Below are 21,043 nucleotides of genomic sequence, written 5' to 3' on the forward strand. Positions count from 1 at the left end.
CTATCGGTGGTAGACCTATCACACCTATTTTGCAGCAGCTTGACCAGACTGTTAAACAAGCACTACAAGAATATCACGCTACTCAAGTCAATCTGATTGGTCACTCAGCCGGTGGCTGGATTTCTCGCATTTATTTGGGAGAACAGCCTTATGGTGCGAATATTTGGAATGCTTACCCCTTGGTGGCGACTCTCATCACTTTGGGGACACCCCACACTAGTCAAGAACGCTGGACACGCAAAAATTTGGATTTTGTCAATCTTAACTATCCTGGTGCTTTTTATCCCTCTGTCCGTTACGTTTGCGTCGCCGGTAAAACGATTTTTGGGGAAAGGCGGCGCGGTGGCTGGTTAGCTTATAGCAGTTATCAATTAACTTGTGGACAAGGTAACACTTGGGGTGACGGGATTACACCGATAGCAGCTGCTCATTTAGCTGGTGCAGAAAATCTCGTGATTGAAGGTGTCAGACATTCTCCCAGAAGTCCTGGAATTTGGTATGGCTCACCAGAAAAGTTCCCGATTTGGGGACAATTTCTCGTTTAAAAAAATATATTCTTTGCAAAGAGAATATAGATATATTTATAAAACTTAGTTATATTGTAATAAAAATACATAATCAATCTCATAACAGGAGGGGTGAACTATGCAAAGCACCCAGTTCGATAGGATTTTGCGGCGAGCAGCCACGATATTATCGGTCGTAATTCTTTCCCTGTGCTTGATTTACGTTTCTACCGGCGTTTTATTGTCTTTTTATTACGAACCCACAGCAGGCGGAGCTTATAACTCTTTGAGAATGATTGACACTCAAGTATCCTATGGGTGGTTATTCCATAGAGCGCATGATATTGCAGGTAACATCATGATTGCGATCGCACTAGTGCAAATTGTGGTGATGTTCTTAGGAAGACAATTTCGCCGTAGTTGGCTATTTGCGTGGGTGAGTGGGATTTTCTTTACTTTAAGTGCGATCGGTCTTGATTGGACAGCGATGATTCTCGACTGGACACAAGAAGGTTACTGGCGATTTAATATTGAGCTAGGCAATATTCAAGCCATCCCTGTAATTGGTACACAATTGCGCGATATCCTCACAGGTGGTGGAGCAATTAGCAGTGTCACTGTTGAGCATTTATATACTCTCCACAGTTACATCATTACTTTCGCAGCGATTACTTTCGCTGTCTTACATTTTGCAGCTTTAATGTGGCAAGAAAGACAAATGTACAAAGAAGAAAGTATTCAACTAGCAAGTTAGTGGTGAGTGGTGAGTGCTGAGTGCTGTTAGCGGTAGCGCGGCGTTTAGCCGGTGCTGAGTGCTGAGTAATGAGTAATGAGTAATGAGTAGTGAGTAATCAATTTTTGAATTTTGAATTTTGAATTTTGAATTGATTTGAGTGTTGCTAGCGGGAGCGTGCGTTTAGTCGGTGTTGAGTGTCGAGTGTTAAGTGTCGAGTCCAGAAAATTGCCTAAAGTCATGACTTAATTGATAAGAGCATTTCCTAGAACAGTTTTTAACTCAACACAACCTAACACCTCGTTACCGCTAACACAACTCAGAACTCAACACTCACAACTCAGCACTCACAACTCAGCACTCAGCACTTTTACCCAAGGCACTTCTTCCAACTCTGGTAATTTTTCTAGAACCAGAGGTGTAGACTGACTAGCACCAGATAAGCGTTTTAACAAATTCGGTCTGGGATCATGTAACAGGTAGATAATGCGATCGCCTACTTCCCATTCCTGGTGAGCTGGCGTAATCTGTAAACGATCCTCTCTTTCTACCAACAACGGGATTAACACCCCAGTCCGAATTTTCTCTTGAATACGTTCCTGTTGGGTGGTAAATTCCCCTGCATTGAGTGTAGTTGTACCTAACTTCACCCGCCCATCACTCAAATACTCATTCCAAGTTTTAATCGCTACATCTGAAACAAAAGCTTGATTAACTTTACTATTAACTGAATTATTGGCTTGGGGATCACGAGGAAAAACTGCTAAAACCCTCGGTGGATGAAATTCCTCAGCAGCTCGTTGTGCCAAAACAAAGTTTACTTCGCCGTTGTTAGTCATCGCTAAGAAAGTCCCCATCGAGGCTAACCCGCTTCTTCTAAAACTTCTGCATCTAGCGCACTACTAACAATTACCCTGATGTTTTGAGCTTCTGCTTGAGCCAAATATTCTGGCTCAGTATCGATGAGAACGACATTTTCCCCCCGTTCTTGAAAGAAACGAGCAATTAATAAACTGAGGGGATTACAACCTACAATAACTGCCCCTGTGGCTTCCTGGGAAGTGATTTGCAAGCATCTAGCAACCCAACCTGCTGTCAAGCCTTGACAAACCACCGTCATGATAATCGTCAGGAAAACCAACGCCTTAATCGCATCACCACCATTGATCCCATGCTTAGTGAGCAAAATCGCAAACAAAGAAGCCACAGAAGCCGAAACAATCCCTCTCGGTGCAACCCAACTTAAAAATAACTTTTGTCGCCAATTCAGGTCACTATTCCCTGTACACAACAAGATATTAATGGGGCGAACCACAAACATTAACACCAGAACAGTAAATAAACTACCCCAACCTAAAGCAAACACACTCGCAATAGATAAATCAGCCGCTAGCAGAATAAACAGTACAGAAACGCTCAAAATCGTCAGTTGACCTTTGAAACTCCTCAACAAGCGTTCCTCTGGTACAGAAGAATTCGCAAATACAGCTCCAGCCACTACAGTAGTCATTACCCCTGATTCAGTGCGAATCATCTGCGCTAGGGTAAACAAACCCCATAGCACTGCCAAAACTACCAAGTTCTTCAACTCAATTGATAAAAAATTGGCGCGCTTGAAAATCAAGCTCATCACATAGCCGCCCACAGCACCAATCGCCGCACCCACCCCCAGGCGCATCATTAACCCCACAATGGCGTTGATAGGGTCAGCATCACCGTTGACAATAGTATCTAACACCACGAACGCCAAAATCGCGCCCACAGGGTCAATTAATACGCCTTCTCCCTCTAAGAGCGTTGCAACTTGGCGGTCTACATTAATTTGCTTGAGTAAAGGCCCAATCACCGTCGGCCCCGTCACTACGACAATAGACGCGTAAAGAAAAGCAATATTCCAGGGAAACTCACCCAACCAGTGAGCCGCCATACTCCCACCAATTAGCGTCACCAGCGTTCCCAAGGTGACAAGCAATTGCAAGCTTAAGGAAACTCTGCCTAACTCTCGTAAATCTAGGTTTAGTCCACCTTCAAATAGAATAATTGCCGTTGCTAGAGCCACAATCACTTCTAATCCTGTACCAAGCATTTGGGGATGTAATACCCCAATGCCATCAGAACCGAGAAAAATGCCCAAGAGTAATAGCAAAACGATGCTAGGGACACGAAAATATGCCGCCAACACCTGCGCGCTAATACCTGCAACGACCGTGATCACCATCTGTAGGGTGACTTCAAAAGATGCTTCCATGCTATGGATTTTGAGAGATGTATTTCAAAATCTTTTGTAAAGAATAATGAATATTCCCTTTACAGGGTACAACATTAGACCCTTTATCCTGTGTTAAGTTGAGAGGTTTTTTCATACGTAGTCTTATAGGATACTCTATTTCTCGCTAGATTGGCGACTGAGTGTGACAATTTGCCAAAAGTTAGTATTCATCCTGGGTATTAAACACCAAAAAAAGTACAACTGTTGATAGATGTGAATCATCTGCTTTGTGAAAGATGTTCAGTGTGTACCAAGGAGTTAGGGGTGTAGGGGTGTAGGGGTGTGGGGGTGTGGGGGAAGAAGAAATTTATAGTTTTTTTTGAGGCAGGAAATTAGCCTTTTACTCGTGTGACTATGGGCTAGCAAGATGTACAAGAAAGACATTAAATTTTTCTTCCCCATAATCCTCATACCCTTACACCCTTACAACCCCCATATCCCTAAACCCTTACACCCCCATACCCCTAAACCCTTACACCCCCATACCCCTAAACCCTTACACCCCGAAAAATTTTTTTCTTCAAATGTATTGACATCATCTGAAAAATCCGTTAATTTATAAAAGGTCTGAGGTTGATGCCCCCATCGTCTAGAGGCCTAGGACACCTCCCTTTCACGGAGGTAACGGGGATTCGAATTCCCCTGGGGGTACTAAAAATAAACTAAAAGAGATTGCAAAATCTCACTTATGTTTAAAGGATAATGCCTACGATTATAAAATCAATCGTAGGCATTAAATTTAAGACTAGGATTGTTGACTGGCTAAATAATTAACTCGCTGATGAATCGCTAGCAAATTCGATCGCAGATCATTGCTGAGACGATTTTCAATCATGGATACGGGCATAGTTAATTTCGGCCAAATGTGGATGCTGTAGCAGAGACTAGTCCCCAATAATTCACCCAGGGAATAAGGCTCTAAACACCAATAACCAGAAAAGCCTTTAAAATCCCCTTCTACCATTTGAAAGTTGATTTTGGAAGGGAAATGCTCTTGTAAATCTAGGACTACACGAGCGCAAAAATTGAAGTTAAGAAAACGTTGAGAGCCGACTTGTTCTAGGCGAATACCACCCTCTGGATGTTGTAAAAGACGGCTTTTAGCAAGGTTAGGGATGAACTCAGCTAAAGATTCGTAGTCTGTCAAGACCTTCCAGACGGTTTCTACTGGATAGGGAATCTGAACTGTAGCTGTAATTTGCCGTTGTCGCTCGGCCACTTTAGCGATTTGGACTTCTACTGGGGGTACATCAGTTTGACCCGCCACTAAACTCGATTCAGGTTGTGAATGGGAATCGAGTTCAAAGTCCTCTGAGGTTGTTTGTTGGTTAGTCACTTTCAGAATATGGTTTACTGTCGTCAGAAAACTGGGGCAGAGTCAAGGTGAAGCAGATTTCACTCAGTTGAGAATCAGGTATAGGGGTACTCTCAACAGCGATCGCTCCGTTTAAATGCTGCACTAAGGACTTCACTAGTGCGAGTCCTAAGCCAGTACCGGGTGTCCAACGACCTCCTCTACCGCGACGGAACCTATCAAAAATATAGGTCGCCTCTTCTTGGGAGATGCCACGTCCTGTGTTAGTCACTTTGATCATAACTTGATCAACTAGCTGACTAACCTGGTGACTGGCGTGCAGGTGGATAATCGTATCCCGTTCTGAGTATGTATACGCATTATTTAATAACTCTTGCAGAATTCTGTCAAAACTCTCTAGTTCAGTTTGCAGTTTGAGTGGCTTTTCTGGTATGTCTAAATTAATACTTAAGCCTTTCTCTGTGAGTTTTTTGGTCAACAGTTCGCTTAATTCTTGAATTCTGGTGTTGACATTCAAGTTTTCATAACGTGGTGGTTCTTGCTGGCTTTCTAGTTTTTGTAATGTCAGCAAGTCGTTGATTAGGTTAATTTCTTTGGAACATTCTTTTTCGAGAATCTCCAAATATCTACCTTGACGCTCAGGGGTGATTCCCGGACGCTGCAAATTCTTAATTGACAGCATCATGTTGGTTAAGGGATAGCGCAGGCGATCGCTGATGTTGCTCATGAATTCGTCTTTGAGGCGGCTCAACTCTCGCAACTGATCTACATATTGCCTAGTTCTTTCATGCAGCTTGGCCTGTAGTTCTAAGCTGCTTTGCAGTTTAGCGGTGCGCTCATCAACTAAAGTTTGGACTTGTCGGAGGGTTTTGGACTGAATAATGGCATTACTCACTTGAGCGCAGACCATTTCCACTAAATTTAATTCTGCTACTTGCCACTCACGCGGTACTGCTTGCTGTAGCACTAAAAAGCCCAGGATTCTACCTTGATTTTCTAGCGGCATTAACAGTACAGATGGTAGTTGTGTAATGTCAAACAAGGGCGCAACAATGGTTGTGTCCGGTAGGTCTGCGTAGTCATTGATGATGACTGGCTTACCTCCCTCAGTGAAAGCTCGCTGACACAAAGCACATTCTGCCAAAGTAAAAGATTGATTTAAAGATTCTGTATTATTGGGATTTTCCCGACACCATTCGCCGATGACATCAGCTCTTGCTTGAGGAATTTGGGTTCTATTAGTGCTTCTAAATAATGGATCTGTATATCTCAGGAGGATTAATAAACCCCGATCTGCTTGTAAAGATTCAGCAGTAGATGCTATGGCTAGTTGGAGCATTTGATTTAACTCCAAGTTACTCCGACTTAGTATAGTTAATTGTTTGATTAAGCTTTGATGTTGATTACTTCTTTGTAAGTATTGTTGCTGATGAGAAATTAACTGCGCTTGGGTAAATTGAGAAAAAGCGATCGCACAGGCTGCGGCGATGGTTTTGAGGATGAATTTTTCTCCCTCTCCCCAATCATAGGATTGAAATTTGATCAGATTCACTACCCCATTATTCTTGCCGCCAAAACGGGTAGGAATCGCTAACACCGATTTGATAGGCAATGGCAATTGTTGGCATCCAATCACCAGACTGTTACGAATTGTGGCAATATCCTCTATTGTGAAAGGTTCAGTAGCGCATTGCAGCACTGACTGTTCCATGGAGAACAATTCGTCTGGCTGAGGCATTCCTAGATATTCATCAGCACACCAACTAGCCGTTGTTGCTTCCGTTGAGTCTTCACCTGTTAGTGCCACTAAACAACAACAATCTACATTAGTGGCTATGCCGATCAATTTGGCAATTTCTGGCAGCATCAATGCTGTCGATGGACTACTAGCAATGATGTGATTAATCTTGTGCGCCAACTGGTGGGCTGTTTCTTCCTGATGCTGCATCAGTTTGACTGGGTATAGTTTGAGTCGCTCTGGGTCATCGGGGCGGTCTGGTGATACTAATAAATGCTTTTTCATTCCTGACATATTCTTGAATAATGACCCCACTTTTATTGCACCCAACTTTCTGGCATATTCTTCACCGTTAGTCGTGTTGCTATACCGGATGGATGGCAAATCTTGATTCAAGATTTTCTATCATTCTGTTATAGCCCCTTTATTTTACAGATGACCAAGTTTCAGTATATTAAGCTAATTTATACATGGTCATAAAACTATGTAAAATTGTTGAAAATACTTAATATAACTTAGGTTTAAGGGGATAGAATTGTATCTGTAAATCACTTTTGCCTTACCATACCTTGTGGGTAACTATACATAAACCGTAATTTCTCTGGATTTACAACCACAACTTCATATTCACTCACCGCATTACTACTGTTGCAACAGACACTGTGAGCTAATACTGCTGTCACAAAAGCCTGAGTGTTGCTTTTTGTCATTGGTTTTGAGGAGTTAACGATCATCCGATACTCTACTCTGGGAAAAGTCAAGAATCTCAGAAGCGGTAACAGTGAGTGCGCTCAGACCGCTAGGTTGCTGTCTGGAGATTGCGATCGTCAGGGAAACACCTTGATATTCAGGTGATAGCTAACATAATAATGATCAATCACCCATATTTAAGAATATATTTATACTCTTTAGTTCCTAATTTGCTTAATTAAAAATATTGATTTATCAAGTTATCTAAATAAATTTCCTTTGCCGACAGCAGCGATGAATGCAGCCTAGCTGTTTATTAAGCAGCAACTAAGCTGCATTCATCCAGACACCGAACTATCCAGCTAAACTCTCGATGCTGAGAGGAACCATTTCGCCATTTCTGGTTAATCCTAACAACATAGGTTGTTGGGGTTGAATGAGTTGACCTGTGAGTACACAACGTTCTTCTTGTTGAGCTGTGGCCGCTATACTAGCTCGAATATCCGTTCGTGAAAATCGCGGTTTCCACTCGCCGGATTTTTGCTGTACATAATTCCAGAGAATATCTCGAATTAGGGCTTGATAACCCTGATTGCCAGCTATTTCTTTAAGTTTCTCTTTGAGTTCTCGCTCCAAGCGGATGCTAGTTACTTCCATATCGGTAGTTGGGGTGCGAGTAATTGTGTGCATGACTTTTTCTCCTTGAAAGTATGGACAGGATAGTAATACAAGTGTAGTATGTTTAAAGGAATGTTCAATAGGTGAAATTTTCTGTGAAATCCATTTATCCCATCTCTACTTTCTTACGCGCTACCAACTACCGATCTAGTTGGGAATTGGGTGCTATGGGAGTGGAGTATTTATTTATGGGTGATGGTAGCCACCAGCCTGAGCAAATCACAGAGGCAGACTATGATTTTATATTTTTCAGCATTGATAGGCTGAATGCCAAACCACAATCAAATTTAAGAAGCGGGAGGTACAGACAGAGAAATGCTGTACCGACATAAGACCGAACAACATGATGGTCAACTTTTACCCCCGCCTCACCTAAGTCAGAAGCGGGGGTTTTTTATTAAGGAGAGAAACTGTGACGACTGCAAGGCCGATGTTAGGGCAATCCCTGGTGGTTTTTTCGCGCAATTACTTACCACTGTGCCGAGTTAATATTAAGTGAGCCAGTGTCATGTTAATTACTGATAAATCAGGACTTCTACTAGGTTATACAGAAGATGAATGGCGAATTAATTTATCCAACTTGATAGTTGATCTACCAAAGTATATTCGCCTCAAAATTGCAGTGATTGAACAGTCCACCAAATTTTGGATAGATGTGCAAGCAAACCTGGAATAGCAGGAGAGCATAAGGAATGCTGAAATTAACGTACACCGAAAGCAGTTTTTATTTGGAGTATCTTGCTTTATCTTTAGAGGAGTGGGTGAAAACACGGGTGATTTTGGCCTTACGTGTTGGTCAAAGTGTCTGTGTTGAACCCAGCAATGCTTCCTTCTTGCTACCTGCGGATTTGCCAGGAATTGAAGCACTGAAGGCAGAGGCTAGATTTGCTGACAGAGAAATCATGGATGTGTCCACTAGTGATGCTGAGTATGTGGAAATTACTCTGCGTGGTTATTGGCTATCAGATGGTTATGAAGATGCGGATGGCGTATTTGTAACCATGATTAGTGACGCGCCTAATTCACGTACAGAGTTATTTGTTTACAAATTATGGCAGGCGGCTCAAACTTGTGCTTCTGTGGTGAGTGAATAAATTTGGCAATAGGGCATCGGGCATGGGGTATTGCTATTACTCTTCCCTATTCCCTATTTCTTATTGCCAATAAATATATTGTTTTTGTTGTTCTGAAAGATGATGATAATAATTAACTAGAAATTCATGAGTTAAATCAGAAGTTGTGTAATATAAATCTTTTTTTCTGCGCGCAGTGTAATCAAAGAATATAGCGAATCTATCATTGAGAGTTGGAGGCTTGCCACGATGAAAAATACTACTAGTGGCAGCAAAAATTACTGTCCCAGCAGACCCAACACAAGATTGATATTGTTCTGGCGATATAGTATTTTGCATGGTTTGATTGGTAATATAACCAGATGTGTAGTTTAAGGATTTAGCTACTTCTAGGGTTAAAGTTTGCGGCAGGTATTGAAATGGCCCTGTGTTTTCATCTACATCATTGATATAGATAATAATTTTAATGACTTGACGTTCTTCTGTATCTATGTGCCAAAGTCTGGAGCCTTGTTCTAGTTGATTGGCAATATCTTGTCGAAAATATGCACCGTGATAAGCTACTGGTAAGCTCAGGTAATTTTCAATAATATTTAATAATTTTTGTTCCAATCCCCATAAAAAAATTTCGGGATATTCAAGCATTTGTGCGGCACTGGCATGAGCGACAAATCCATGTTTTTTGATATTAGTATCAGGTTGAATATGGGGTAATAATTTCTTAGCTGATTGCAAAAGCTGTAAATTGGATTCAATACCTAATTCTTCTAGAGAAGTGATTGCTAAACCCTGGATTTGTAGGGTTTTAACTATGTTAATGTCAGAGTGAGAAAGATTAGGTAAGTAGGGAATATGCTCTTGGACTGCTGTTTGATGTGCCATGTCAGCATAGTATTTAATTATGGGTAGGTCTTGAATCCTTCTTAAAGTTTTATTTTGAATTTTGTGTAAGATTCTCAGCATAAAATTATGTGTCTACATTGATTATTTAATCAAGTTATTTTTGTAGTAAATTGGCAGTAGAGAGCAAGCTTAATCATAATAAAGTTATCTAAAGATATTGATAGAGTTTAGATATCCTGCTGGAGTTATAGACTTGTCGAAATTTTGAGTAATCTCTATACAGTATTTGTACAAAGTCCTGATTAGAAAGCTAGATGGAACATCATTAAGGGTAAGTAAAGTTACTAGTGCCGATGCTAGCCGCAGGTCAATTTTATCCGCAAGCATCTTTAAGTGCCAATAATGTTTGGCGATCGCTTTGAGTAGTGCTGAGTGCTGAATGCTGCGCTACCGCTAATAGCAGTCTTTTGGTCAATTCTTCACTAAAATTATCAGGAATCTACTGATATCAGGAATTAGGTAGTTTTTGGTATCTTCCGCTATACTATCGCTAAAAATCTATCAACAGTAACATGGTGCGGTTCGTTTTGACAGCAGTTTTGCTGATGCTATTGATCGGTTGTGGCAACATTGGATTGTTACCAACTAGCGAGTTAGTGGAGAAAGCGATCGCACTCCAGCTAGAACAAACCCAACAGCAACTCAATCAGCAGTTAAATATCAAGTTCCAAGGGTTTAAAATTCAACATCTGAAAATTCGCCAAGAACAACCCCTGACAATTGAAAATTTACCGGCTTTTCGCGTCAAGGGAGACTACGATTTAGTTTTTCAGCTACCTCAGAGACAGTTGAAAAAACTGCAACAACCTTTTGATTTGTATTTACAGATTCAACAGGAAGGTAAAACCTGGCGATTGCTGTTACCAACTAAGGACAGTCTCAATGGTCAAGCTGTTTGGCGTAGTTATGTGATTTTCTAGATATTGTATGCAGCTACAAAAAGCATCACAAACTTTTAGGTAGAAATTTCGCCGCCTAGACAAAATTGAGGTGGTAATTTCACTGAGTTGAGGCGGCTATATTATGTATGTAGGTTTTTTTATTAGTTCCATTGCGGGAATTGTGGCTGTAGTGCTGCTGGCTTTTGGTGTGCTGCAATGGTTGCATATTCCCTCTGGGAATTTTCTCGATTGGGTGATTGGGGGTGCAAGTTTCTGGTGGTTATTGGTGATTGTCACTGTTCCTTGGAATATCCATTTTCAAGCCAAGGAAGTTTTAGCGGAAGCAGCACAATCAATTGACAAGCAAATCCCTGTAGATGAAAAGCAAGTAAATTACGTCAAAATCTTAGCCAAGCGATCGCTGTGGTTAGCTTTGGCTTTACACTTATTATCTGCAATTGGTCTTTATACCCTAGCGGCTACGGGGATCAGTGCTGTGGGTTATATCAGTTCTGGTGCAGCTTTGTTATTAACTATCTTACGTCCGGCAATTCGAGCTTATGAGTATTTATATGCTCGACTAACGATGATTAGCCAAGAATGGAAGTATCCCCGTGAAGATATTGTGGAACTGCGCCAACGTTTTGACACATTAGAACAGAAAATTGAAGTTTTAGAAAACCAACTCAATCCAGAACAACCGTACTCTTTAGCCGCCACACAACAACGCTTTGCAGATGAAACCCGTAAAGAATTAGCCAAGATTGCTGCTAACTTAGAAGAATTTCGGGCTGTGAATCAAACCGAACATGACCGATTAGCAAGGGAAGCCAGAAATGCGATCGCCCAACTTTCCACAGATGGTCAATTTTTGGATCATGTGCGCGAAATCATTAGGTTTTTTAAGACAGCTTAATTTATACTGCTGATTGCGACTTATACATATCACATCTGTTTCTTTACGTCTTGTACCTAAAGGTAGAAAATAAAGGTTAACCGGAATTTAACTTGGATAATCTTTCAAGGCTAATTAAGCATGAAACACCTTCATTGCTTAATCCCTAAAGATTCAGAATCACCCGCCAATTTATTTGCAGTGCAACTGAGGTCAAATGACGCAATCTTGCAATTTAGTCAAAGAGTGGGAAGAACGTCGTGATACAGCCAATAGCTACTATAAGCAGGGAAGATTTCAGGAATATCTTGATTTAGTCAAGGAAAATTTACAGTTAGCTAGAGCAATTGCAGATCGAGCCAGAGAAGGGCATACATTAAATGATATGGGTTTAGCCTATCTGGGTTGTTGTCAGCTAGAACAAGCCTTAGAATCCTTTCATCAGGCTTTTGCTGTTGCAATTGAGATAGGTAACTTACAGGCAGAGGCTACCGCACTCAGCAATCTAGGTTCTACCCACAACCGGATGGGAAAAATTTCGCAAGCTTTAGAGTATTTAGATAAAGCGGCGGAAATTTTTCGGACATTAAAAGACACCGCAGGAGAAATTTCTACACTCAATGATATAGCCCTAATTTACATCAGAATAGGTGAACCTAAACGGGCTTTATTATTACACAATCAGATTTTAGCTATGCGTAGGCTGTTGGGAGACTTTTCCGGTGAGGCTACAACCCTCAACGGACTAGGATTTGCCTACAGTGTGTTAGGTGAGTATGAAAACGCTTTAGAATTTCTCCAAGCCGCATTGCCCATTCAAAAGGCTACTAAGAATGTTGTAGGTGAAGCAATTACCTTAAATAATATTGCTTCTATTTATATAGATATAGGACAACCCAAAAAGGCACTATTGCTCTATCATCAAGTGCTATTATCACGCCAAGCGATGGGCGATCGCTCTGGTGAAGCGAACACCCTCAACAATATGGGTTATATCTACAACCAACTAGATAGTCACCGCAAAGCCCTAAAACTCTACAGACAAGCCGTAGAAATTTATCAAAAACAGGGTGATTCGCTGGGTGAGATTGCGACTTTGTTGAATATGGGTAGTCTATACGCCAAAACTAAACGTAAAAGTTTAGCGCGCGTATGTTATCAAAACGCCCAACAGTTAGCAGAAGAAATCGCTGACCCCAATATTCAAAAGAAGGTGAAGCAGTTTATTGATGCGCTTTAGTCAATAGTCAATAGTCAATAGTCATTAGTCATTAGTTTTTGTCTCCCTGCCCCATGCCCCATGCCCCATGCCCAATGCCCCATGCCCCATGCCCTTATCTATTCGCATTCAAAAATCCGGCTGAATCATAGAGACGTTTGAGCATGGCGTTAATTTTGGTGCCGTAGTCTAAATCGGCTGACCAACGTCCTGAGAGTTGTTCTATGAGGGGGGCTACGCCACGGGTGACGAATCTAAATCTGGGATCTACTACTTCATTTACTAGGGGTTCTAAACTAGCGTAGGCTTTGAGGTGTTGAATGTGCGCTCTGACTCCAATTCTGGCACTCGGAAAGGAAGCAGCTTCTGCACCTCCACCAATTGAACCTAAACCAGCAAAGTTATTTTGCTCAGGTTTTAAATCTCCACCAAAGCGTAAAAACCCAGTTTCTACACACATTTGGCAGAAAGCAATGTCATAATTTACTCCTTCTACATTCCCTTCTTCTCGATAGAGTTTGGGTAAATCAGGGAACTGGGTTAAGGCATTTTCATTATTGTTTCTTAAAAATAGTTGTAATTCTACTTCTGAGGTATTGCCATTAGACATAATTCTGTCAAATTGTCCGGGACAAATGACCAAGTTAGAACGTAAGGTGACGGTGCGAGTGTTGGCATCCCAACTAACTGCAATATTAAAATCTCGTAATTCTACGGCTTTGACATAAACTATTTTGCGATAAGTAATGCGATTGACATTAGGGGCTTTTGATAAGTCAATTCGCAATCTGTCTACTAAATCGATGGGAATATAAGCATTGCCATTGACTAAAATGCCTTTTTCGGCGTAGTTCTGCCCATTAATGTTAATGTTAATTTGTAAATAATTAGGATCGGCGGGAGTGCCTGGGGTGGGATCAATGACACGACTCCAAGATGCTAACCCATCGGCAATTCCTAAAGCGAAATCACGGCGGCGAGTTTGCAGTAAAGCCCGATCATCGGGATTACTGATAAAGCCGATTTGTAATAATAGAGAGGCGATCGCAATTTGCCGACAAAAGGCTAAATTCCCTAAACCACTCTCGGTATCTGGTTTTACACCCCGATTTGGCAATTGAGGAACACGGCGCAATAGTCCCACTAACAACAGTTCGCCATTACTGCGGCGTTCATTATTATTAGCAATGTGAAATACACTCGCCCCCCTTACCGTGGGACTATTAGCAGCATCAGCATGAATTTCTAAAGCCACATCACCGCGACGGACACGGGAATTAATCCAGCTAATAGTACCCGCCGCACTGAGATCATCAGGAACAGCCAACACTTCCAAATTCCGCGATCGCAATTCTGTGACAATCAAATCACGCAGCAGAATCATCTCCCTAGCTTCCGTAGTCCCCCCGGCGATCGCACCTGGATCTACCCTTCCCGCTTCTTGGCCTCCGTGTGCTGCTGAAATAAAGATGCGCCCCATTGACCGTATTTCCTCTTAATCTGATTAAGTGTAAGCAATTTTATACAATATTCTCGATTTGGCAACAAGAATATAATAAGGCAGGAGGTAAGCAGGGGGGCAGGGGGCAGGGAGCAGGGGGCAGGGGAGAACAACTATTGACTGACTGTTGACTATTAACTATTGACTATTGACTAATATGCAAATTCCGCGCTTACACCCAGACACAATTGAAGAAATTAAACACCGTGCTGATATTGTGGATGTTGTATCAGAGTATGTGGTACTACGGAAGCGCGGTAAGGATTTTGTGGGTTTGTGTCCTTTCCATGATGAGAAAAGCCCCAGTTTTACCGTCAGTCCCAATAAGCAAATGTATTATTGCTTTGGCTGTCAGGCTGGGGGTAATGCGATTAAGTTTTTGATGGATTTGGGTAAGCACTCTTTTGCTGAGGTGGTGCTAGATTTAGCTAGGCGTTACCAAGTACCTGTCAAAACTCTTGAACCAGAACAACGCCAAGAATTACAGCGTCAATTGTCTTTGCGGGAACAGTTGTATGAAGTTTTGGCTTCAACTGCACAGTTTTATCAACACGCTTTGCGTCAGTCTCAAGGACAATCGGCACTAAAATATTTACGTAGCGATCGCCAGTTTAATGAGGCTACTATTCAGCAGTTTGGTTTGGGTTACGCGCCTCCAGGTTGGGAAACTCTCCACCGCTATTTGGTAGAAGATAAGCATTATCCCGTACAACTGGTAGAAAAGGCGGGTTTGATTAAACCACGGAAGGAAGGTAGCGGATATTATGATGTATTTCGCGATCGCTTGATGATTCCGATTCGGGATGTCCAAGGACGGGTAATTGGCTTTGGGGGAAGAACTCTTACTGATGAACAGCCGAAATATTTAAATTCACCAGAAACAGAATTATTTAATAAAGGTAAAACTTTATTTGCTTTAGATCAGGCTAAAGCGGGGATTTCTCAAATAGATCAAGCGGTGGTAGTGGAGGGATATTTTGATGCGATCGCTCTTCATGCTGCGGGAATTAATAACGCTGTTGCTTCTCTGGGTACAGCCTTGAGTTTGGAACAAGTCAGGCTGATGTTACGCTACACCGACTCCAAACAATTGGTACTTAATTTTGATGCTGATAAAGCGGGAACAAATGCAGCAGAACGCGCCATTGGTGAAATCGCTGATTTAGCTTATAAGGGTGAAGTGCAACTCAAAATTCTCAATATTCCCGATGGTAAAGATGCTGATGAATATTTGCGTTCCCATAGCCGAGAAGACTATGAACAGCTATTAATAAATGCGCCGTTGTGGATAGATTGGCAGATTCAACAAATTCTCAAAGACCGTAACTTAAAACAGGCTACAGATTTTCAACAAGTTACACAACAAATAGTTAAAATACTCAAAAATATAGTTAACGGTGATACGCGCAACTATTACGTTTCTTACTGTGCAGAAATCCTCAGTTTAGGTGACACAAGAATCATCCCCTTAAGAGTTGAAAATCTATTAACTCAAATCTCTCCAAGTACACCTACATATTCTCAAACTTTACCAGTAAAGAATAACTCTGGCATAAAAAATTTTTCTCAGTCTACACCCAAAACTAATCGCAGTCCATTAGAGCTAGCAGAGGCTCTATTGTTGCGTATTTATTTGCATTGTCCTGAATATCGGAAAGACATTATTAAAACTCTTGAAGAACGGGATTTACAATTTAGTCTCTCGCATCATCGCTTCTTGTGGCAACAGATGTTAGATTTACAAGAGAAATTAATAGCTGAGTCAACATTTGATTTAATATCAAAACTACAAGATAGACTTCTTTATTTTCCCGATGAAATGGTTCAGGTTGATTATCTTTTCTATTTAGATGAAAAGACAAAACAAGAAATATTACGTGTTCCCCTTATTATTAAAGCTACAACCGCAAAAATAGAGCGAGAATTGTGTGAAAAAAGCCGTCGTCATTTTTTACATATGTGGAAACAAATTGATGAAGATATTGCAACAGAAGATTCAAATTATTATGTTCAACTCTTTTTTAACGAGAATAAAAGGTTACAAATGTTAGAACAACAAATACGCGTTACTATAGATGAGCTAGCCAAAACTCCGCTAGAAATAGATGTGTGGAGTTTTCTTAAATGATAGCTCTGTTGAAACTTTAGCATTTCTTTAATATTTCGTCCAAAAGTATAAAAATTTACATCTTATTATCAAGCATTCTACAGCGAAAAATTGAAGCTGCAAGAATTGGATCGTGAGCGACAATTTTCTATCACAGAACGTTTGTGATGAATTACTTTTGTTGCTATGGTTGATGACTTTGAGCTACCTTTCTAACTTGCTCAATATCTAAATTCAAGCCTTCAGCTATCTGTTCTACAGTCGCACCTAAACTGAGCGCAAACGGGACAACTTCAAGTTTACCCTCTTGTTTAGCTTCTTGTATTGCTTCTTGCCTACCATCCTCTTTAGCTTCTTGATAAAACCTTGTTTTTTTTAAATCGCTTAATTCAAACATTTGCTAACCTTTTACTTCCTAATTTTCTCTAAAAAGCTGATTTATTTCAAATTAGATATTAGCTTCTTTTTGAGTCATGGATATTTAAGTTCAATCAGCTATTACAATTATTTTACTGTGGAGCTTGATTTTGATGATACTGATGACTCTGAGCAATCTGTCTAACTTGCTCAATATCTAAACTCAAAGCTTCAGCTATCTGTTCTACAGTTGCACCTAAACTCAGCATGAAGGGTATACCTTCTAGCCTGCCTTCTAGCCTGCCTTCTTCCTTACCTTCTTGATAAACTTTGGTTTGTTTTAAATCGCCTAACCCTAACATCTGCTGAATCTCCTCTCGGCTAGCTTTAGGAAACTTGTAGATAATTATCGTCTCTATTAATTGTAGAATATCCCGTTGGGTAATTGTATCTGTTACTCGTTGTTTAGCTATAGCTATTAATTCTTTGGCTTTAGTTACCGCAGTGGTTTCTGGTTCAATAACTAACTTAACTGTTTCTATCCCAAGAGATTGCTCACCTGTGGAATTTAATTCATCCAGATAAACGCGTTTTACTCTTTGGGGTATCAGTAGTTCGATATATCTTGCTGTTTCTCCTATATCTAGGTTTTTACTGGGATAAACAATCACTCCTTGCCAATTATTCGGTAATTCTGTTTTATCTAGATATAGGAAGATTTCTGTAAAGAAACGTGAATATAATTTTCTGTCTGGTTGAAATTGAACTTCAACAAAATAAATAGGTCTTGATGTGTCGTTATTGGGAAGAAATACGCCATCAATCCGAAACGCCAGTTGCTTGACTTCAACTGATGCAAATTGATAAGTGTTTGCTGTTGTTACAGGTTGGTCAATTAGTTCAAAGAAAATACTGGGGAAACTTTGAAATAGTTGGTAAAATATGCTGTCGGTTTTCACGAAAAAAAAGAAATACGTCTTGAGTAGGTATGACTTGCATATTTCCAGTTTTGATGGCGAAATGTCAAGTTTGTGACGCTAAATAAATTTTTATGAATTTTATTGATATTTCTCTTGAAAATATTAATTAAATAGTTTGCTTTTTCTGCACATAAAGGTAATCACAATATAATGCCCAAGTAGCACCAAATAAACCACTAATAGAACCAGCGATCGCAGCTGTTACACCCCATCCTAAAGGGCCAATCCAATTAGTGATTTCTTTTAACATTGCAGTGGTTACTTTACTGACTAAATAAGCTGTGCCTGTAGCAGTCAGCGTTACTATTCCTAAGTCTGTCAATATCTGTATCAGTTCTTTATTTGATAAGTCTTGTGCAAAATAGATTTTCCAAATAGTGGTATACATTAAAATATCGGCAGATGTTAATATTACCTGTTTAGGAATTTCTCCGCCTGGTGTTGGTGCTATTGAAGCTGTCGCACTACCAATAGCATAGCTAGCAATTGCTAAGACTGTTTCTACTCTTTTTCTACCTAAATTATTCATTTTTTGCCTCCAATATAATTGGGTGATCATTATTTAATGAATATAGGCAATATATCTATTATCCAACTGATTCCTTATTAGATTTATCTCATACAACCCATATCTAATAACCGTATCTAAAGCAACATATTAGGCAATAATTAATAATTGCCGCAGTTCGTCAAATAACTAATGAAAATATCAAGTATTTTCCCCGATTTAATCCTTAAATTCAAGTCTATAATTTAGAAGAAAATACATAATATTTGGATATAAATAAAGTCCGCTTGCGCGGACTAAGGAAATTGGATAAGGTTAGGTTATTACCAAGATGGCCTATGATCTTGCTATAGGCTAATTTAATTTTTTATCAATATTTTGATTTTGGCAAGTAATACACATTCATTTATTAGACTTAAAATCAACAAATATGTCTGTAATGCTTATGAACAATTTACACTCATTATCTATATTTTTTATAATTAACCAAATTTTTCTATCAGAGGTATGAATAATTATATTTAAAAGTAATTTAAATCACTGGTAATTACAGACATAAATAAAGGCATTATGTCTATTTACTTATTTTCCTATTCAGGAGAATTGAATAAAAATAAAAATGTGGTTCACGAGGATAACCCTGGAGATTATTCCAGGGTTTTATTTATTCAAAAAATATTAATTTTATCCAATATTCAAATATTTCTCTTCCCCTAAACCCCTACACCCCTATACCCCTATATTTCTTGAAACTATTGTATTTTCAATCTGAAGATAGATTTTTTAATGCTGCTAGAGTTTCATCACACCAATCTATCCAAGCTTGCTCATGTTTAATCCCAGCCATTAAAACTAAATTTCTCAGCCTCTCTTCCTTAGCGGAGAATTCCGATACTGAACATTTTTCTTTCTCAATTTCCCGATAAGTTAATAATTTTTCAATGTGAATTCTCCGATGGCGTTCAACATCTGCTATCAATACATTCACTGATACTAAGCCACCGGAGAAAATTTTTACTAACAAGTCTTCTCTGATGACATCTGGTTCAGTCGGCTTTTGCATCCACTCTATTAGCTGTTGTTTTCCTATTTCTGTAATTGAGTAAATTTTCTTATCTAAACGACCTTCGCGGGGAACAACTTCAGAAACAACCAAACCTGCTGACTCCAGTTTCCCCAGTTCTCTATAAATTTGCTGCTGGGAAGCTTGCCAAAAATAACCCACAGACTCACTAAAGACCTTGGATAGATCATAACCACTGTGGGGTGCATCAATTAAACAGGTCAGAATTGCTTGTGATAAACCCATAAGGAACTACTTGACAGATATTTTCTTCAGTGTACACTGGAATTTGTACACAACAAGTTGAATAAATATTGTTTTACAAAGAAGTTGTGTATAGTAAATTTAGCTGCCAAATCAGGCGGTGACTTCATGCAAAATCTGAATGCAGGCGGAATTAAGAATTTTAAGTATCCCAATAGAGTGTTCATTGCGGGTGCTGTGACTTTAGCTGTGGCTACTGGTACAAGTTCGTTATATTTTGTATTGAATGGGCGCAATACCGGAGAAAAAAGCACTCCTGTAGTCATAGATAACCGTCCTGTCATGAAAGCGGTGACAGCGTTAGGACGCATAGAACCTGAAGGCGAAGTCATACAAATATCCGTTTCTCAGACTGCGGGTAGTAACCGTGTAGCGGAACTGTTGGTGAAACAGGGCGATCGCATTCAAAAAGGACAGATTATTGCTATTCTGGATAATCGGGAGACTCGGCTAGCAGCACTAAAAGTAGCCCAACAACGGGTGAAAGTCGCACAATCACAACTAGCACAGGTAAAAGCCGGCGCAAAACAGGGAGAAATTGCTGCTCAACAAGCCTTAATATCGGAACTAGAAGCGGAACTGCGCCAAGAAGTAGCGGCGAGAGTAGCCACAGTTAAACGCCTAGAAGCCGAAGTCAGAAATGCTCAACTAGAATATCAGCGTTATCAATATCTGCAAGACACTGGTGCTGTTTCTGCGTCAATGCGGGATAGTAAAAAATTAACCTTAGAAACAGCACAAGAGAGTTTACGAGAAGCCATAGCTAACCGCACTCAAACATCAGAAACCCTCAACGAAAGACTCAGACAAGCCAAAGCCACTCTAGAAAAGATTGCAGAGATACGTCCTACCGATGTGCAAGCAGCACAAGCGGAAGTAGAAAATGCTCAAGCCGCAGTACAAGAAGCCAAAGCTAACTTAGATTTAGTCTATGTCAAAGCTACCAAAGCCGGTCAAGTCTTAAAAATTCACACTTGGGATGGCGAAGTAGTCAGCGATAAAGGAATTGTCGAAATTGGACAAACGAATCAAATGTACGTTGTTGCAGAAGTCTATGAAACCGACATTAATCAAGTCAAAATCGGACAAAGTGCAACCATCACCCAAGTCAACCTCCCAGGAAAACTAGAGGGAACAGTCAATGAAATTGGTTTACTGATAGCCAAAAAAGACGTACTCAACACCGATCCCGCCGCAGACATCGATGCAAGAGTAGTAGAAGTCAAAATCCGCCTCACCCCAGAATCAAGTCAACGAGTAGAAGGTTTAACTAATTCTAAAGTCAGGGTCATGATTAGTAGGGGGAGTGGTGAGTAATAAGTAATAAGTAATGAGTAATGAGTAATGACTATTGACTATTGAC

The 21,043-nt window shown here is 40.2% G+C and carries 20 protein-coding genes, 1 tRNA gene and 1 pseudogene; 11 read left to right on the forward strand and 11 right to left on the reverse strand.

What is annotated here, in order from left to right; all coding sequences use genetic code 11:
* Positions 1-545: esterase/lipase family protein (locus CV014_RS23145; protein ID WP_236144170.1), on the forward strand; the 545-nt coding region annotated here is incomplete at its 5' end.
* Positions 546-645: 100 nt separating this feature from the next.
* The gene (locus CV014_RS23150) at positions 646-1,260 is read left to right on the forward strand and encodes a cytochrome b N-terminal domain-containing protein (RefSeq protein ID WP_236144171.1); all 615 of its coding nucleotides are present in this window, start codon (positions 646-648) and stop codon (positions 1,258-1,260) included.
* A gap of 326 nt (positions 1,261-1,586) precedes the next feature.
* On the opposite strand, the pseudogene CV014_RS23155 reads toward CV014_RS23150, so the two are convergent.
* Positions 1,587-3,487: pseudogene (locus CV014_RS23155) on the reverse strand (cation:proton antiporter).
* A 599-nt stretch (positions 3,488-4,086) separates the two neighbouring features.
* Between CV014_RS23155 and CV014_RS23160 the strand changes: the two are divergent.
* A tRNA-Glu gene (locus tag CV014_RS23160) sits at positions 4,087-4,159 on the forward strand.
* Between the two features lie 94 nt (positions 4,160-4,253).
* Here CV014_RS23160 and CV014_RS23165 read toward each other — a convergent pair.
* From CV014_RS23165 to CV014_RS23180, 4 genes are all read right to left on the reverse strand, one after another.
* Positions 4,254-4,844 (reverse strand): SRPBCC family protein, encoded by a 591-nt coding sequence (locus tag CV014_RS23165; protein WP_236144172.1) that lies wholly within the window; start codon positions 4,842-4,844, stop codon positions 4,254-4,256.
* Entirely contained in the window at positions 4,837-6,846 is a 2,010-nt protein-coding gene (locus CV014_RS23170; protein WP_236144194.1) for a GAF domain-containing sensor histidine kinase, read from the reverse strand. The genes CV014_RS23165 and CV014_RS23170 overlap by 8 nt, the downstream gene beginning before the upstream one ends.
* A gap of 263 nt (positions 6,847-7,109) precedes the next feature.
* Positions 7,110-7,271 (reverse strand): hypothetical protein, encoded by a 162-nt coding sequence (locus CV014_RS23175; RefSeq protein ID WP_236144173.1) that lies wholly within the window; start codon positions 7,269-7,271, stop codon positions 7,110-7,112.
* A gap of 334 nt (positions 7,272-7,605) precedes the next feature.
* Positions 7,606-7,941, reverse strand: a complete 336-nt coding sequence (locus CV014_RS23180) for a hypothetical protein (RefSeq protein WP_103139386.1) — start codon at positions 7,939-7,941, stop codon at positions 7,606-7,608.
* A gap of 71 nt (positions 7,942-8,012) precedes the next feature.
* Here CV014_RS23180 and CV014_RS23185 point away from each other — a divergent pair, with 71 nt between their 5' ends.
* The 3 genes from CV014_RS23185 (at position 8,013) to CV014_RS23195 (ending at position 9,023) form a co-directional block, all read left to right on the forward strand.
* Entirely contained in the window at positions 8,013-8,261 is a 249-nt protein-coding gene (locus tag CV014_RS23185; protein WP_236144174.1) for a hypothetical protein, read from the forward strand.
* Between the two features lie 176 nt (positions 8,262-8,437).
* Positions 8,438-8,605: a hypothetical protein gene (locus CV014_RS23190; RefSeq protein WP_236144175.1), complete on the forward strand. Its 168-nt coding sequence runs from the start codon at positions 8,438-8,440 to the stop codon at positions 8,603-8,605.
* 16 nt (positions 8,606-8,621) lie between these two features.
* Entirely contained in the window at positions 8,622-9,023 is a 402-nt protein-coding gene (locus tag CV014_RS23195) for an alr0857 family protein (RefSeq protein ID WP_236144176.1), read from the forward strand.
* 60 nt (positions 9,024-9,083) lie between these two features.
* Here CV014_RS23195 and CV014_RS23200 read toward each other — a convergent pair whose 3' ends face one another.
* Positions 9,084-9,965 carry a 2OG-Fe(II) oxygenase gene (locus CV014_RS23200; RefSeq protein ID WP_236144177.1) on the reverse strand — a complete coding sequence of 294 codons (882 nt, stop codon included), beginning with the start codon at positions 9,963-9,965 and terminating at the stop codon, positions 9,084-9,086.
* 452 nt (positions 9,966-10,417) lie between these two features.
* Between CV014_RS23200 and CV014_RS23205 the strand changes: the two genes are divergently transcribed.
* The 3 genes from CV014_RS23205 (at position 10,418) to CV014_RS23215 (ending at position 12,921) form a co-directional block, all read left to right on the forward strand.
* Positions 10,418-10,825 carry a hypothetical protein gene (locus CV014_RS23205; RefSeq protein WP_236144178.1) on the forward strand — a complete coding sequence of 136 codons (408 nt, stop codon included), beginning with the start codon at positions 10,418-10,420 and terminating at the stop codon, positions 10,823-10,825.
* 103 nt (positions 10,826-10,928) lie between these two features.
* Positions 10,929-11,702, forward strand: coding sequence for a hypothetical protein (locus CV014_RS23210; RefSeq protein ID WP_236144179.1), 774 nt, complete (start codon positions 10,929-10,931; stop codon positions 11,700-11,702).
* Between the two features lie 196 nt (positions 11,703-11,898).
* Positions 11,899-12,921 (forward strand): tetratricopeptide repeat protein, encoded by a 1,023-nt coding sequence (locus tag CV014_RS23215; RefSeq protein ID WP_236144180.1) that lies wholly within the window; start codon positions 11,899-11,901, stop codon positions 12,919-12,921.
* 94 nt (positions 12,922-13,015) lie between these two features.
* Here CV014_RS23215 and tftA read toward each other — a convergent pair whose 3' ends face one another.
* The gene (gene tftA / locus CV014_RS23220) at positions 13,016-14,380 is read right to left on the reverse strand and encodes a hormogonium tapered terminus morphoprotein TftA (protein ID WP_236144181.1); all 1,365 of its coding nucleotides are present in this window, start codon (positions 14,378-14,380) and stop codon (positions 13,016-13,018) included.
* A gap of 178 nt (positions 14,381-14,558) precedes the next feature.
* Here tftA and dnaG point away from each other — a divergent pair, with 178 nt between their 5' ends.
* Positions 14,559-16,529: a DNA primase gene (gene dnaG, locus CV014_RS23225; protein ID WP_236144182.1), complete on the forward strand. Its 1,971-nt coding sequence runs from the start codon at positions 14,559-14,561 to the stop codon at positions 16,527-16,529.
* Between the two features lie 163 nt (positions 16,530-16,692).
* Here dnaG and CV014_RS23230 read toward each other — a convergent pair whose 3' ends face one another.
* The 4 genes from CV014_RS23230 to CV014_RS23245 all read right to left on the reverse strand — a co-directional run bounded on the left by CV014_RS23230 (position 16,693) and on the right by CV014_RS23245 (position 19,662).
* Positions 16,693-16,905, reverse strand: a complete 213-nt coding sequence (locus CV014_RS23230; RefSeq protein ID WP_236144183.1) for a hypothetical protein — start codon at positions 16,903-16,905, stop codon at positions 16,693-16,695.
* 112 nt (positions 16,906-17,017) lie between these two features.
* Positions 17,018-17,824: an Rpn family recombination-promoting nuclease/putative transposase gene (locus CV014_RS23235; RefSeq protein ID WP_236144184.1), complete on the reverse strand. Its 807-nt coding sequence runs from the start codon at positions 17,822-17,824 to the stop codon at positions 17,018-17,020.
* Positions 17,825-17,951: 127 nt separating this feature from the next.
* Positions 17,952-18,374, reverse strand: coding sequence for a hypothetical protein (locus tag CV014_RS23240; protein WP_236144185.1), 423 nt, complete (start codon positions 18,372-18,374; stop codon positions 17,952-17,954).
* Between the two features lie 742 nt (positions 18,375-19,116).
* Entirely contained in the window at positions 19,117-19,662 is a 546-nt protein-coding gene (locus CV014_RS23245; RefSeq protein ID WP_236144186.1) for a PadR family transcriptional regulator, read from the reverse strand.
* A gap of 126 nt (positions 19,663-19,788) precedes the next feature.
* Between CV014_RS23245 and CV014_RS23250 the strand changes: the two genes are divergently transcribed.
* On the forward strand, positions 19,789-20,997 hold the full coding sequence (locus CV014_RS23250; RefSeq protein WP_236144187.1) for an ABC exporter membrane fusion protein: 1,209 nt from the start codon (positions 19,789-19,791) through the stop codon (positions 20,995-20,997).
* The last annotated feature ends 46 nt before the right edge of the window (positions 20,998-21,043 follow it).

Source organism: Nostoc sp. CMAA1605 (genome assembly GCF_021596505.1).
Taxonomy (GTDB): domain Bacteria; phylum Cyanobacteriota; class Cyanobacteriia; order Cyanobacteriales; family Nostocaceae; genus Trichormus.

Bases quoted from the DNA above. Each gene is read 5' to 3' on its own strand.
- CV014_RS23150 (WP_236144171.1), top strand. From the start codon at position 646: ATGCAAAGCACCCAGTTCGATAGGATTTTGCGGCGAGCAGCCACGATA.
- CV014_RS23170 (WP_236144194.1), bottom strand. From the start codon at position 6,846: ATGAAAAAGCATTTATTAGTATCACCAGACCGCCCCGATGACCCAGAG.
- CV014_RS23175 (WP_236144173.1), bottom strand. From the start codon at position 7,271: ATGACAAAAAGCAACACTCAGGCTTTTGTGACAGCAGTATTAGCTCAC.
- CV014_RS23180 (WP_103139386.1), bottom strand. From the start codon at position 7,941: ATGCACACAATTACTCGCACCCCAACTACCGATATGGAAGTAACTAGC.
- CV014_RS23190 (WP_236144175.1), top strand. From the start codon at position 8,438: ATGTTAATTACTGATAAATCAGGACTTCTACTAGGTTATACAGAAGAT.
- CV014_RS23195 (WP_236144176.1), top strand. From the start codon at position 8,622: ATGCTGAAATTAACGTACACCGAAAGCAGTTTTTATTTGGAGTATCTT.
- CV014_RS23200 (WP_236144177.1), bottom strand. From the start codon at position 9,965: ATGCTGAGAATCTTACACAAAATTCAAAATAAAACTTTAAGAAGGATT.
- CV014_RS23205 (WP_236144178.1), top strand. From the start codon at position 10,418: ATGGTGCGGTTCGTTTTGACAGCAGTTTTGCTGATGCTATTGATCGGT.
- CV014_RS23210 (WP_236144179.1), top strand. From the start codon at position 10,929: ATGTATGTAGGTTTTTTTATTAGTTCCATTGCGGGAATTGTGGCTGTA.
- CV014_RS23215 (WP_236144180.1), top strand. From the start codon at position 11,899: ATGACGCAATCTTGCAATTTAGTCAAAGAGTGGGAAGAACGTCGTGAT.
- tftA (WP_236144181.1), bottom strand. From the start codon at position 14,380: ATGGGGCGCATCTTTATTTCAGCAGCACACGGAGGCCAAGAAGCGGGA.
- dnaG (WP_236144182.1), top strand. From the start codon at position 14,559: ATGCAAATTCCGCGCTTACACCCAGACACAATTGAAGAAATTAAACAC.
- CV014_RS23230 (WP_236144183.1), bottom strand. From the start codon at position 16,905: ATGTTTGAATTAAGCGATTTAAAAAAAACAAGGTTTTATCAAGAAGCT.
- CV014_RS23240 (WP_236144185.1), bottom strand. From the start codon at position 18,374: ATGAATAATTTAGGTAGAAAAAGAGTAGAAACAGTCTTAGCAATTGCT.
- CV014_RS23245 (WP_236144186.1), bottom strand. From the start codon at position 19,662: ATGGGTTTATCACAAGCAATTCTGACCTGTTTAATTGATGCACCCCAC.
- CV014_RS23250 (WP_236144187.1), top strand. From the start codon at position 19,789: ATGCAAAATCTGAATGCAGGCGGAATTAAGAATTTTAAGTATCCCAAT.